The organism is Kocuria sp. KKT182 (genome assembly GCF_055635395.1).
This window is the reverse complement of the sequence record NZ_CM145757.1, coordinates 3,869,739-3,882,556: the sequence shown is the minus strand read 5'-3', so window position 1 is coordinate 3,882,556 and position 12,818 is coordinate 3,869,739. Positions and strand designations below refer to the sequence as shown.

Annotated in this window: 10 protein-coding genes and 4 pseudogenes; 10 read left to right on the top strand and 4 right to left on the bottom strand. The window is 67.4% G+C overall.

The window, feature by feature from the left end:
- Positions 1–1,698: a sensor histidine kinase gene (locus ACZ2G1_RS17990; protein ID WP_470377269.1), complete on the bottom strand. Its 1,698-nt coding sequence runs from the start codon at positions 1,696–1,698 to the stop codon at positions 1–3.
- An 87-nt stretch (positions 1,699–1,785) separates the two neighbouring features.
- Positions 1,786–2,154 carry a hypothetical protein gene (locus tag ACZ2G1_RS17985; protein WP_470377268.1) on the bottom strand — a complete coding sequence of 123 codons (369 nt, stop codon included), beginning with the start codon at positions 2,152–2,154 and terminating at the stop codon, positions 1,786–1,788.
- A gap of 612 nt (positions 2,155–2,766) precedes the next feature.
- On the opposite strand from ACZ2G1_RS17985, the gene ACZ2G1_RS17980 reads away from it, so the two are divergent.
- The 7 genes and pseudogenes from ACZ2G1_RS17980 (at position 2,767) to ACZ2G1_RS17950 (ending at position 8,843) form a co-directional block, all read left to right on the top strand.
- Positions 2,767–3,270, top strand: coding sequence for a hypothetical protein (locus ACZ2G1_RS17980; RefSeq protein ID WP_470377267.1), 504 nt, complete (start codon positions 2,767–2,769; stop codon positions 3,268–3,270).
- A gap of 226 nt (positions 3,271–3,496) precedes the next feature.
- On the top strand, positions 3,497–3,913 hold the full coding sequence (locus tag ACZ2G1_RS17975) for a VOC family protein (protein WP_470377266.1): 417 nt from the start codon (positions 3,497–3,499) through the stop codon (positions 3,911–3,913).
- Between the two features lie 356 nt (positions 3,914–4,269).
- A complete protein-coding gene (locus ACZ2G1_RS17970) occupies positions 4,270–4,731 on the top strand; it encodes a hypothetical protein (protein ID WP_470377265.1) in 462 nt (153 codons plus the stop codon).
- 302 nt (positions 4,732–5,033) lie between these two features.
- Positions 5,034–6,572 (top strand): sugar transferase, encoded by a 1,539-nt coding sequence (locus ACZ2G1_RS17965; RefSeq protein WP_470377264.1) that lies wholly within the window; start codon positions 5,034–5,036, stop codon positions 6,570–6,572.
- Between the two features lie 462 nt (positions 6,573–7,034).
- A complete protein-coding gene (locus tag ACZ2G1_RS17960; RefSeq protein ID WP_470377263.1) occupies positions 7,035–7,874 on the top strand; it encodes an IS5 family transposase in 840 nt (279 codons plus the stop codon).
- Between the two features lie 129 nt (positions 7,875–8,003).
- Positions 8,004–8,228 (top strand): annotated as a pseudogene (locus ACZ2G1_RS17955) (IS110 family transposase); the annotation flags it as partial.
- A 306-nt stretch (positions 8,229–8,534) separates the two neighbouring features.
- Complete coding sequence (locus tag ACZ2G1_RS17950; protein ID WP_470377262.1) at positions 8,535–8,843, top strand: transposase; 309 nt, start codon at positions 8,535–8,537, stop codon at positions 8,841–8,843.
- Between the two features lie 421 nt (positions 8,844–9,264).
- On the opposite strand, the gene ACZ2G1_RS17945 is transcribed toward ACZ2G1_RS17950, so the two are convergent.
- Positions 9,265–10,491: an IS30 family transposase gene (locus tag ACZ2G1_RS17945; protein WP_470377741.1), complete on the bottom strand. Its 1,227-nt coding sequence runs from the start codon at positions 10,489–10,491 to the stop codon at positions 9,265–9,267.
- Between the two features lie 240 nt (positions 10,492–10,731).
- Positions 10,732–10,845 (bottom strand): annotated as a pseudogene (locus tag ACZ2G1_RS17940) (hypothetical protein); the annotation flags it as partial.
- Positions 10,846–10,898: 53 nt separating this feature from the next.
- Between ACZ2G1_RS17940 and ACZ2G1_RS17935 the strand changes: the two are divergent.
- The 3 genes and pseudogenes from ACZ2G1_RS17935 to ACZ2G1_RS17925 all read left to right on the top strand — a co-directional run.
- Positions 10,899–11,072, top strand: a pseudogene (locus tag ACZ2G1_RS17935) (DDE-type integrase/transposase/recombinase); the annotation flags it as partial.
- Positions 11,073–11,118: 46 nt separating this feature from the next.
- Positions 11,119–12,516, top strand: coding sequence for an IS30 family transposase (locus ACZ2G1_RS17930; protein ID WP_470377261.1), 1,398 nt, complete (start codon positions 11,119–11,121; stop codon positions 12,514–12,516).
- Positions 12,517–12,520: 4 nt separating this feature from the next.
- Positions 12,521–12,814: pseudogene (locus tag ACZ2G1_RS17925) on the top strand (integrase core domain-containing protein); the annotation flags it as partial.
- Positions 12,815–12,818 lie beyond the last annotated feature (4 nt).

The window sequence follows — 12,818 nt, the reverse complement described above, 5'->3', positions numbered from 1 at the left end:
TCACGCTCCGGCGGCGGCACTGCGGTCGGCGCCGCCTCGCCCGATCTCGGCAGCCGGGGCCACGTCCTGAGGTGAGGTCATCGGCAGCGCCAGAGTGAAGACGGTGCCCTCGCCCAGGGTGCTGTGGCAGGTCAGGGTGCCGCGGTGCTGCTCGATGATGGCCTTGCTCAGGGCAAGCCCGATGCCCAGGCCCGGGGTGGTGCTCATCCGGGCCGTGGCGCCGCGGTAGAACTTCTCGAACACCCGGCGGACGTCCTCCGGGGACATGCCGTGGCCGTGGTCGATGACCTGCACCTGGGCGGAGTCGCCCGATTGGGTGCCCAGCACGAACACCGTGCTGTTGGCGGGCGAATACTTGATGGCGTTGGAGATGAGGTTGTCCAGGACCTGGCGCATGCGCACGGGGTCGCAGTCGACCACCAGGGTGTCCGGCGCCCAGGCCTTCACGGTGACCCCGGCCCGATCGGCGTGGGGCTGGGCGGCCTCGGCGGACTGCTCGAGCAGCGCCACAAGGTCCGCGGGCACGACGTGCAGGTCGGCGGCGTCCCGGTGGGAGTTCAGGAGGTCGTCGACCAGACTCAGCAGCTGGTCGGCGTTGCGCTCGATCACCTCCAGACCGGTCTGCGCGGAGTCGGGCAGCCGGTCGTCCATGGCCAGCAGCTCGGTGTAGCCGCGGATGGACGTCAGCGGGGTGCGCAGCTCGTGGGAGATGCCGGCCACGAACTCGTCCTTGGCCTGCAGGGCGTCCACGAGCTCGGTGACGTCGCTGAAGGACAGCACGGATCCCTCCGCCTGCCCGTGCTCGTCGCGCATGACGCGGGCGGTCACGGACAGCACCTGCTGGGCGGGCGGCTCCCCCACCCGCACCAGGTCCGCGGAGAAGGACTCCCCCGCCACCGCACGGGCGATCGGCCGGGCCGTCGAGGACAAGGGAGCGCCCGCCCCGTCGTACAGGATCGGAAGCGCCGAGGACGACGACGTGCGCGCCAGGCGCTGCTGGGCGTGGGCGTGCAGGTGCCCGTTGTTGGTGAGCAGCGGCCGGCCGGCCTCGTCCAGGGCCAGCACCCCGACGTCCACCGAGTCCAGCACGGTGCTGAGCAGGCGCTCCCGGCGGGCGCCGGCGGCCAGCAGGTGGCGCAGCTGCGCATCCTTGGCCTCGGTGCTGTTGGTCAGTATCTGGGCCATGGTGCCGATGGCCAGCATCATCAATGGGATCAGCAAGGGACTGCCCAGGGCCGTGAGTGTGACCGGCCCGGGGCGCAGCAGCAGCGGCACCCACAGCATCGCCACGGTCAGCAGCGCCCCCAGCGGGGCGGCCGCCCGAGGCAGCTGGGCGGAGGCCACCAGCCAGAGCACCGGCAGGGCCGCCAGGAACGGCACGCCGAGGACCTGCGGGAACAGGCCCTCGAACAGGAGACCGATCGGCACGAAGTCCAGCACCGGGATCACCAGGTAGGACCGGTAGGGCAGCCGGTCCCAGGGAACCAGGGCGCACGCCAGCGTCAGGGCGAGGGTCAGTCCGCCGGCCCACCGCACCAGGGGGTCGGCCAGCAGGGGTGCCTGGACGACCGCCAGGACCAGGAAGAGCAGGAACGTGGTAACGGCCTGCGGCAGCTGGCTCACCACCACCCGCCCGCGCAGGGACAGGTCGTGGAACTGCCACGGGACCGGTGAGGGGTGGGCTGCGAGGGGGTCCACGGCGGGGCTCTTCCGACGGCGGGGGCGCCACCCCGGGGGTAGGTGACCATCGCAAATGCTAGCGCGTCGGGGCCTCCATCGGGCCGCTCAGGCGGCTGGAATCAAGGCCCCGTCGGCCGCACCAGGATCCTCCGGCTCGAGCAGCGCCGCTCGGCCCACCTCGTGGTCGGCCACCACGGACACGAGATCCACGCCGTGGAACCCGGTGATCCGTCCGTGGCTGATCTCCGCCTCGTGCTCGGTGTCCAGCAGGCAGGCGGGGACCAGCTCGACCGGGACCCGGTAGTCCGCCCACACGTAGGTGTGTCCGGGGACGCGCCGGCCCTCGGTCATGGACTCCAGCACGGCCACGAGACCCGGGTCGTGGCCGGAGGGCAGCTGGTAGGAGAACAGTCGGGCCCACTCCACCGCCCCGGCGGGAGTGGAAGCGGTGAGGATGCTGAGGGTCACGGTCATCGTGGGGTTCCTTCCGGGACGCTGCGTGGACCGGCGGAGGCACCTGCCCTCTCCCAGCCTCCGTGAGCTGAGTAACAGGGGCGTGTCCCGCACCTGCCAGCTTCCCGTGCCTTCAGCGCCCTGCGCGGGCGTGCGGTCTGGAGACCCATGGATCAGTACTTCTGGGAACGCGGGTGGACCCAGTGGCGCTGTCACAAAGAGCGGCGAACCGTCATAGTGCTGATGGTCGAAGGGGTCCTCAGTGGATCCATGGAGCCCGCCTGTCACACCACCGAGAAGGGTCGGCTCCGGTGGGTCAGCCATGGCTCCAGCTGGCCGCAACCCAGTGATGACGTGCAGGAATACGGGTGACTTACCGGTCACTAACCAGCAGGCGCCTCAGGGTGCAGGCCGTCCCATTGACCCGCCCAGGCCACCCCGTCCGGGGAGGAAGAGGTCACAAAGAAACAGTGCCATATTGCCGTTTGCCCTAGTCGGACTCTTGAACCCCGCGCAAATCCCCTTCTACGGTGGTGTCACCCGGTTCTCAGGGAAGGTCTGTTTCACAGGCCTGGACAAATTCTCTTTCGCGCGCATGGCGACTTCTTCGTCATGCCCTTTTTAGGGGACACCATGAACGATCTGTACAAGACTCTCGCCGGTGCGGCCATCGCGGCCGCCCTCCTCGGTGGCTCACTGAGTACTCCCGCATTCGCGGGCGGGGACTATGACCACGAGTCTAAGGGTGATTACGAAGACAAATCCAGTGATGACCAAGAGAAGGACGAAAAGGACGACGAGAAGGACGACGACGAGTACGACGTCAAGAACTGGTTCCACGACGAGAACGAGAACGGCGACAAGGACGACGACGAGAAGTACCACCACGAGCACGTCTGGCAGTACGACGGCAAGCACTGGTTCCACGACGAGAACGAGAACGGCGACAAGGACGAGGACGAGAAGTACCACCACGAGTACACGTGGGAGTACGACGACAAGGCCGACGACGACGAGGAGGATGAGGAGGATGAGGAGGATGAGGAGGATGAGGAGGATGAGAAGAAGGACGAGAAGGCTGACGAGGACGAGGAGAAGGACAAGAAGGACCACCACGCTCACGCTTGGAAGCACTGAGACCAGGACGACGGGGGCAACCAGGGCGTTCCCCTCATGAGAAGGAGGAGCACCCCACTCGTTGCGCGGGTGGGGTGCTCTCCCTTCATAAGGCTGGCGGATGCGGACCTGGAGCAGAGGCCGGGTAATGCTCGGGCGGGAGGCCCCTGCTCCACCCCGTCCACGGCCTCATAAGAGTCGCCCCTTGCCTACGGTGGGAGGTGGGAACGAGCGAAAGGGACGACGGATGAGCGATTATCCGCAGTTGCAGACCACCGTGCTGGACGCGACGGACGTCCGGGGGCTGGCGGAGTTCTATCGGAAGCTGCTGGGCCTGCGCTACCGGCCCGGGGACGAGCCGCCGGCGGACGGTGCTGCGGACGATCACGACTGGCTGGTCCTCACGAACGCGGACGGTGCACGGCAACTGGCATTCCAGGCCGTCCCCGTCCTACCCCGGGTGACGTGGCCCGACGCTTCGGGCGTCGCGCAGCAGTTGCACCTGGACCTGACCGTCCCGGACTCGGCAGCGCTCGAGCTCCAGCGGGAACGGGCCCTCGAGCTGGGCGCCGAGCAGCTGCTCGATCGCTCGGACGACCCGGACGAACCGCTGTACGTGTTCGCTGATCCCGCCGGGCACCCGTTCTGCATCTTCGTCGCGTAGGCGCGTACAGAACTCCACCGCATCACCCGGGCCCCGCCGCCACCCGGCGCACCTCCTGGTCCTCGAGTACGCAGTCCTCGGCGAGCATTCCCCCGATGGCGTGCACCAGATCAGGCCGAAGCCTTGGTCCGGCAAACAGGCGGCGTGTGTGGCTCCCGACACACTCCAGAAACACCGCCTGGACAATGGTCCACACAAAACCACTTCCCGCATAGGAACAAGGGCCTGACAATAGACTTTTGTCCGGTCCGATGGGGACCATGTGGGGACAAGATGCGCCCCCCACTAGGGCCGTTGCCCCGATACGCTCGGAGGACCCGAAGATCCGTACCCCTCGACGGACAAGAGAGAATCCGATGCGCACCTCCCCCCTTGCCACTGACATCCAGCACTACCTGGAGTCCTGCTCCCCGGCGGGTCTCACCCTCATGGAGCTCGACATCGTCGAGGACGTCGCCGAGCTCACCCTGGCCTTCACCCCCGAGGCCCTCGACCGCGTGCTGCGCACCCAGCTGCGCACCGCCGGCACCCCGAGCGACTGGGACTGCCCGAAGGCGTCCATGGACGTCGGCACCCCCACCTGGGCCTACGCCCTGGAACTGGCCGACCTGTTCAACGACCACTACTTCGGGCACGTGGTTCTCGAGCGCCACGAGGCCGCCCTGGGCGAGATCCTTACTACCCACGGCCACGAGGGCACCCCCGTGGTGATCCGCCCGGCCTACGCCCCCAGCTGCCTGGCCCTGAACCTCCGCCGCCTCAAGGCCGAGCACCTCCGCACCGCCGGCCACACCGCGCCGGAGGCACGCGCCGCCTGAGCGGCCGGCACCACCACGCCGCGGTCCCCCGAGTGGGGGACAGAAAAAGGCACCGTCACCGTCGGGTCGACTTCCCCGCCCGACGACGTGACCCCCGTCACCACTAGGCACGACGCCGTCCCGCGAGTTCTCGGCACAGACGAGTGCAGACGCAAACATCCTTCGTCATAGAGCCGGTTTCATCGATTTGCGCCACTAAACTGGCCACAAGTGCAACGCAGCGCGCGGTCCACCGTCTCTCCCACGGGCTGGGAGGAGATACCCCAGGTGGCCGCGTGCTTTTTCGGGGAGGGAGCACCACCATGCTCAAGGTCAACGAGATCAGCCGAGCGGACGACCACCGGCGTCCGCAGCTCAACAGCACACGAACCACCGCTCGCGACGCCGCGTCCCGCTCCGGCTGGCGCTCCGCCTACCTCACCCGCATGCGCTGGGCCGACGGCCTGGCCCTGCTCGTCACCCTCATCGGCGCGCATCTGCTCCGCTTCCAGCTGGAGAACGCCGGTCTGCACCTCGGCGGAGACATCTCTGTCCCTTACTGGATCGTGGGCGCTGCTCTCGCTGTGTTCTGGTGGATGCACCTGGGCGCCCGCGGCGCCCGGGACGTCCGGCTCATCGGCCACGGCCTGGAGGAGACCCGGCAGGTGGTGCACTCGAGCCTCATCCTCTTCGGCGCCATCGCGATCATCTCCTTCGGCTTCGACCTCCCCACGGCCCGCAGCTACGTCCTGCTGGCACTCCCCCTCGGCCTGGGGTTCCTGATCCTCGGCCGCTTCATCGTGCGGGACCGGCTGGTCAAGGCCCGCTACAAGGGCGAGGCACTGTCCAAGACCATGGTGGTGGGCCGGCTGGCCGGCACGTGCGACCTCATCAAGTCCCTGCGCCAGCACCCGACCTCAGGGCTCGACGCGGCTGCCATCTACGTCCCCGAGACACGCAAACCCGTACCCGCGGAGCTGCAGCGCATGAGCCTCCCGCCCAACGCGCTCGCCCCGGGTGCGCGCCCCACCGTGGAGGGCATCGTCGATGCCTGCCATGAGCGCGGCATCGAGACCGTCGTCCTCTCCTCCAATGTCCCCCTGGGCACCACGGAGATCCGCCACCTCAGCTGGCAGCTCGCCGACGCCCACATCCGCCTGGTCATGGACACCGGCCTCACCGACATCGCCGGCCCCCGGATCCACATGCAGCAGGTGGCGGGCCTCCCCCTCATCCACGTGGCCACGCCCAAGCTGAGCCGCAGCCGCGCCATGACCAAGCGACTCATGGACATCCTCGGCTCCGGAGCCGCCCTATTGATCCTTTCCCCCGTTCTGCTCGCCCTGACACTGATCGTCAAGGCGCACGACAGGGGCCCCGCCTTCTTCACCCAGGAGCGCATCGGCCAGGACGGCTCCCGCTTCAGAATGCTGAAGTTCCGCAGCATGCGCACCGACGCCGAGCAGGTGCTGCAGCGCCTCAAGGAGCAGAACGAGGGCGCCGGCCTGCTGTTCAAGATGAAGGACGATCCCCGCGTCACCGCCCCCGGCAAGTGGATGCGCCGCTACAGCCTGGACGAGCTGCCCCAGTTCCTCAACGTCCTCAAGGGCGAGATGTCCCTGGTGGGCCCCCGCCCCCCGCTCCCCGCGGAGGTGGAGCAGTACGAGGACTACGTCCACCGCCGACTGCGCGTGAAGCCCGGAATCACCGGCCTCTGGCAGGTGTCGGGCAGGTCCAACCTTGACTGGGAGCAGTCGGTACGCCTGGACCTCTACTACGTGGAGAACTGGTCGCCGGTGCAGGACATGCTCATTCTGGGGCGCACGTTTAAAGCGGTCGTGGCCAAGGAAGGCGCATACTAACCATCAGATATGCCAGACCATTTTGCCTCGAGCATTTAGGCATGTCGCGGATCACCCACGTATAAACGTAGATGTATACTTGAAAAATGATTACATTCTTGATATCAGAATTAGGCGGACCCGCGGATCGGTGACAATCTCGGTCACCCCGACGAAGCAACACGTGCGCCCTTAACTGGGCAGTGTCCCGTTGTGGGTGTTTCTGGAATTGTTGCCCCCGTTACCTTCTTCGTAGCTCGTCCGTCCAGCAGGATGGAAGAGTGTTGGCCGGTCGGTCCTCGGCATGATCGCTTGCCCCCAGTCGTCGATGATCCGGGGGGTGTTGTCACCGAGGGCCGGTCCGGTGGTCACGGATCGCTAAGAGGTTCCGCCGATAGGCGTGGGACGGCTATGGCATGAGACAGGCACGAGGCCTGGTAGACACGGATTTGTTGAGAATCAGTGTGTTGACCAGGAGCACTCGTGCCTGCTGTTCCATCGTGCATCATCGAGCCCATCTGGGACCAGTTCCAGGTGCTGATCCCTCCTGTCGTGGACGAGCATCCGCTGGGCTGCCACCGGCCACGCATCCCGGACCGGGCGGTGTTCGACAAGCTCGTACAGGTCCTCGTCCTCGGGGCCGCCTATGAGAAGATCGCCGACACGACGTGTTCGGCCACCACGATCCGCCGCCGACGTGACGAGTGGATCACCGCCGGAGCCTTCGTCCAGCTGGAGCAGTTCTGCCTGGAGGGCTACGAGAAGATGGTCGGGCTCCAGCTGGAGACCTTGGCCGTGGACGGGTGCATCACCAAGGCCCCGTGCGGGGGCGAGGCCGCCGGGCGGTCACCGGTGGATCGGGGCAAACAGGGCACGAAACGATCGCTGCTCGTCGACGGCGCCGGGATCCCCCTGGGAGCAGTGGTCGCTGCGGCCAATCGCCACGATTCCCCGCCGTTGCGCCCGACGTTGGAGACGCTGTCCCGGTTCGGCTTCGACCTCCCGCAGCGGATCACGGTGCACCTGGACGCCGGCTACGACTCGAAGGGCACCCGGGGGTTGCTCGCCGAGCTCGGCTGCGAAGCCAGGATCGCAGTCAAGGGCGTGCCCGCCCCGATCCAGAACACCGCCCGCTGGGTCGTGGAACGGACCAACTCCTGGCACAATCGCGGCTTCAAGAAACTGGCCGTCTGCACCGAGAAACGCACCCGAGTGATCGAGGCGTTCATCGCCCTGGCCAACGCCATCATCATCACCCGACGGCTCCTTCGAGAGACATGGATCCGCCACCGCTGGGACACCAGACCCGCCCGACGACCCTGACCTATCGGCGGAACCTCTAATAGAGGCAGGACCCGCTGGTTCGGGGCCTTCGTAACGTGGATGCCGAGCGTGATCACCATCCGGCCGGCCAGCATGCTCGTGCAGCAGCGGATGAGAAGGGACTCGGTCATGTCAGGGCAACCACATCCGGCGGTGCTCGTCGGTCTCGACGTCGGCAAGTCCGGCCACCACGCCGTGGCCGTCACCTCGGCCTGGAAGACGGTGTTCGACAAGGCCCTGCCCAACGACGAGGCCCTGCGGGACATCCTCGAGGAGTTGACCACGAAGCATGGGCCGGTGCTGATGGTCATGGACCAGCCGACCACCATCGGGGCGCTGCCGGTGGCCGTGGCGTAGGCAATGGGCGGGGTGAACGAGCGCGGACCACGATCGACGGCGAGCACGTGGACGTCGATCAGGTCGAAAAGCGCGCACGCGGGCGCGCAGCCAGCATGAGACACGTCGAGGCCTTCATGGACCAGGTTGCTAGGTCGCTCCATCCTGGAGGCCTCGACCTCTACCCAGACCTCGCAACACGCGCTCCGGAACGTACCCACGCACCCCGCTACCCATGCTCATTTGTGAAGTGCCGGACCTGCCGCACGAATAGGTGACACATTGACCTGGCTTGCCCACAGGGCGGCCTGGAAGGATGTTGCTGTGCCCGCTCCCTATCCCCAAGAGTTCCGCGACGACGTCGTAGGCGTGGCCCGCACCCGCGAAGACGGTGTGACGCTCGCGCAGATCGCCAAGGACTTCGGCATTCACGAGATGACGCTCTCGAAGTGGATGCGCCAGGCCGACGTCGAGGACGGTGAGAAGCCCGGTACCACCAGAGCCGAGTCGGCCGAGAACCGTGAGCTGAAGAAGCGGATCCGCCTGCTCGAGCAGGAGAACGAGGTCCTGCGCCGGGCAGCGGCCTACCTGTCGCAGGCGAACCTGCCGGGAAAAGGCACAACCGGTTCGTGAATGAGCTCGCCGCCGACGGGATCCCCGTCGCGGTGACGTGCCGGGTGGTCAAGCTCTCCCGCCAGCCGTACTACCGGTGGCTGGCGGACCCGGTCACCGACGCCGAGCTGGCCGAGGCGTACCGGGCGAACGCGTTGTTCGACGCCCACCGGGATGACCCGGAGTTCGGCTACCGCTTCCTGGTCGATGAGGCCAAAGAGGCCGGCGAGGTGATGTGTGAGCGCAGCGCGTGGCGGATCTGCCGGGACGACAGCTGGTGGTCGGCGTTCGGGAAGAAGAACGCGAAGAAGCCAGGCCCGCCCGTGCACGATGATCTGGTCGCCCGCGACTTCACCGTCGGCGGGCCGAACCAGCTGTGGCTGACCGACATCACCGAGCACAAAGCCGCTTGGATTCCAGCGGTCGTCGCAACACCTACCGTTCAGATGGGCTCCAGTAGAGCACGGAGTCGTTCGGTTGGGGTGGCCCAGGCGAGGGATTTCCGAGGGCGGGTGTTGAGCTGTCGGGCGACGTCGTGGAGGTCCTCGGCGGTGTGCGCTGAGAGATCCGTGCTCTTCGGGAAGTACTGCCTGAGCAAGCCGTTCGTGTTCTCGTTCGATCCGCGTTGCCAGGGACTGGCTGCCTCGCAGAAGAACACGTCGATGCCAGTGGCGCGGCGGAGGCTGGCGTGGTGGGACATCTCCGCCCCTTGGTCCCAGGTCAGGGAACGGCGCATTCCTGGTGGCCATTGGTTGACTGCGGCGATGAGCCCGTCCCGCACGGTCTCGGCGGTGTGGTCGTGGGCCAAGTGCACGAGTGTGACGTAGCGGGTGGTGCGTTCCACCAGGGTGCCGATCGCGGAATTGCTGAGAGTGCCGAGGATGAGATCGCCCTCCCAGTGCCCGGGCACGGTGCGGTCCTCGGCCTCGGCGGGGCGGTCGGTGATCGGGACCATCGGCTCCACGAACCGGCTCCTGCGCCGGGCCGGGTCACGCCGTGGCCTGCGGGCAGCACGCCGGCAGCGCAGCACCGGCGACGCTGCACGTGTCAGTCCGGTGCGCCCGGGGGCGTAGATCGCTTGGTAGATCGTCTCCGTGCAGACCCGCATCTGGGGATCGGCCGGGAAGTCGACGACCATACGGTGACTGATCTGCTCCGGCGACCACTTCTGCCCCAGGCCCGTGGCGACGTAGCCGCGCAAAACCCCGGGAATCTGCAGCTTTCCCGGCCTCGGGCGCGGCCGACGGGACACGGCCAGACGGTGCGCGGCGTAGGGCAGGTACCCGACCGCGGTCGCGGTGTTGCGGACCAGCTCCCGCCCGATCGTCGACGGCGCCCGCCCCAGGGCCCGGGCGATGGCCCGGATCGGGTCCCCGCGCACGTGTAGGTCGTGGATCTGCTCCCGTTCTTCGAGGCTGAGATACCGGTTACTGATCGGGCGCTCGAGCCGTTGCAGGTCGTGCGGGACCCCTCGCGTGTACGCGGTGCGCGGTGTCTTCACGTTCGCCAGTATTCCGGCCTGCCCGTACCGCACCACCCGACCGTCGGGATAGACCCGGCCGCCATAGAACTGCCGGATGCCTTTGTCCCAGTCCTGGGCGCGGCGTTTGTCGACGCCCACGCGGGCGGCGGCCTGGGCTCGGCTGAGGCCCTCGGCGCGCAGTCGCAGAAACTCCTCACGCTGGGCAGTGACGTCCTTGCCGGTGAAGATCCCCGCCTGATGGGCCCATCTGTAGCAGGTCACCCGCACGAAGCCGAGCTCTCGGGCCACCGCTGAGACGTTCGGATTCAGCGCCAGCCGACGGAAGAACTCCGCCTTGTCGTTCGCCGAGTACACCCGTGAACGCCCCCGGGCGCTGGAGGTCCCCGTCTCGTGACGCCACCGGTAGCAGACGTCCGGACTCAACCCCAGCTCGGCTGCGACCGCCCGGATGGTGCCGCCCCGATCCAAGCGTCGGAAGAACTCCACCTTCTCCGCAGCCGTGTACTGCCGATTCCGCTTCCGCGGTGACGAAGCACCCATCGACGTAACTCCCCATTAGCCAGGGTGCTGCGACGACCACTGGAATCCAAGCCGCCGAGGGCAAGCTCTACCTGTGCGCGGTCAAGGACGTCTTCTCCGAACGGATCGTCGGCTACTCCATCGACTCGCGGATGAGGTCCAGCCTGGCGGTACAGGCACTGCACAACGCGGTCGCGCGCCGCGGGAATGTGGTCGGCTGCATCGTCCACTCGGATAGGGGCAGTCAAGGCGTATTCAACCGGTCGTCGCAACACCTACAGGATGAGGTGTTCGATGGGTGTCATCGAGAAGCAGAAGCGGGTGCAGGCCTACCGGGGGCAGATCCTCTCCCCGGGTCGGCCGACGATCGGCCGGCGCGAGGACCGGGTGCGATTCTGGGCAGCGATCGCGGCAGGCGCCAAGACCTCGGAGGCCGGCGTGGAGGCGGGAGTCTCAGAACCGGTGGCGCACCGGTGGTTCCGGCATGCTGGCGGGGTGAATCCGCAGTTGGCCCCCATGCTCTCGGGGCGTTACCTCTCCTCGGCCGAACGTGAGGACATCGCGTTGTGGCGCGCCCAAGGTGCGGGCGTACGCGAGATCGCCCGCCGGCTGGACCGATCCGCCTCGACGGTCTCGCGGGAGCTGCGCCGGAACGCCTCCACGCGCACCTACCGGTTGGAGTACAAGGCCTCGACCGCGCAGTGGCATGCCGAACGCCGGGCTCGTCGGCCCAAGGTCGCCAAAATGGTGACTCATGACCGGCTACGGGACTACGTCCAGGACCGGCTCAACGGCGCCGTCACCACTGACGAGGGCGAGATCGTGGGCCCGGCAGGGCCGGTGTGGGACGGCAAGAACAAGCCCCATCGCGGGGACCGGGCCTGGGTGAGCGGATGGAGTCCGCAGCAGATCGCCAAACGGCTGCCGATCGACTTCCCACAAGACGAATCCATGCGGATCAGTGCGGAGGCGATCTACCAAGCGCTCTACATCGAAGGCCGCGGCGGCCTGGAACGACGATTGTCGTGGTGCCTGCGACGAGGCCGGACCAAGCGAGTACCCCGGGCGCGCACCCGCCAGCAGACCTGGGCGCACGTGACCAAGGAGACCTTGCTCTCGAAGCGGCCCGAGGAAGTGGAGGACCGCAAGGTGGCCGGCCATTGGGAAGGGGACCTCATCATCGGGCTCAAGCGCTCTGCGGTGGCCACCCTCATCGAGCGCACCACCCGCTACGCCATGCTGGTGCACCTGCCACGGCAGGAGGGCTATGGGCTGATCCCGCCGAAGAAGAACGCCCCAGCACTGGCCGGCTATGGCGCCCTGACCATGAAAGAAGCCCTCGCTGCGGCATTCACGCCGCTGCCGGACAGGCTGCGCCGGTCACTGACGTGGGACCGCGGCAAAGAGCTCTCCGCCCATGCGCTGTTCACGCAGCAGACCGCAGTGCCCGTCTACTTCGCCGACGCCAAGAGCCCCTGGCAGCGCGGGTCCAACGAGCACCTCAACGGGCTGCTGCGCCAGTACCTGCCCAAAGGCACAGACCTCTCCCGCTGGAGTGCCCAGGACATCGCCGCCGTGGCGCACGCCATCAACAACAGGCCCCGAGGAATCCTCGACTGGCGCACCCCCGCGGAGGTCTTCAAGGAACAGCTACGCTCAGCTCAACAGCACACTGTTGCGACGACCGGTTGAATACGCCCAATTTCGTTCACGGAAATTCGGCCAAGCCCTGAACCGCCACGGGCTGGTCCGCTCGATGGGCCGGATCGGAGCAACCGGGGATAACGCCGCCATGGAGAGCTTCTTCGCCCTGCTACAGAAGAACGTCCTCGACCGGAGGTCCTGGGCGACCCGGGACGAGTTGCGGATCGCCATCGTCACCTGGACCGAGCGGACCTACCACCGACGCCGGCGGCAGGCTTGTCTGGGGCGGTTGACCCCCATCGGGTACGAGACCATGATGGACTCCGCCGTGACCCTTGCGGCATGAGACC

Excerpts from the sequence above, each read along its gene's own strand:
- ACZ2G1_RS17985 (WP_470377268.1), bottom strand. The coding sequence starts at position 2,154 with ATGACCGTGACCCTCAGCATCCTCACCGCTTCCACTCCCGCCGGGGCG.
- ACZ2G1_RS17980 (WP_470377267.1), top strand. The coding sequence starts at position 2,767 with ATGAACGATCTGTACAAGACTCTCGCCGGTGCGGCCATCGCGGCCGCC.
- ACZ2G1_RS17975 (WP_470377266.1), top strand. The coding sequence starts at position 3,497 with ATGAGCGATTATCCGCAGTTGCAGACCACCGTGCTGGACGCGACGGAC.
- ACZ2G1_RS17970 (WP_470377265.1), top strand. The coding sequence starts at position 4,270 with ATGCGCACCTCCCCCCTTGCCACTGACATCCAGCACTACCTGGAGTCC.
- ACZ2G1_RS17965 (WP_470377264.1), top strand. The coding sequence starts at position 5,034 with ATGCTCAAGGTCAACGAGATCAGCCGAGCGGACGACCACCGGCGTCCG.
- ACZ2G1_RS17930 (WP_470377261.1), top strand. The coding sequence starts at position 11,119 with ATGGGTGTCATCGAGAAGCAGAAGCGGGTGCAGGCCTACCGGGGGCAG.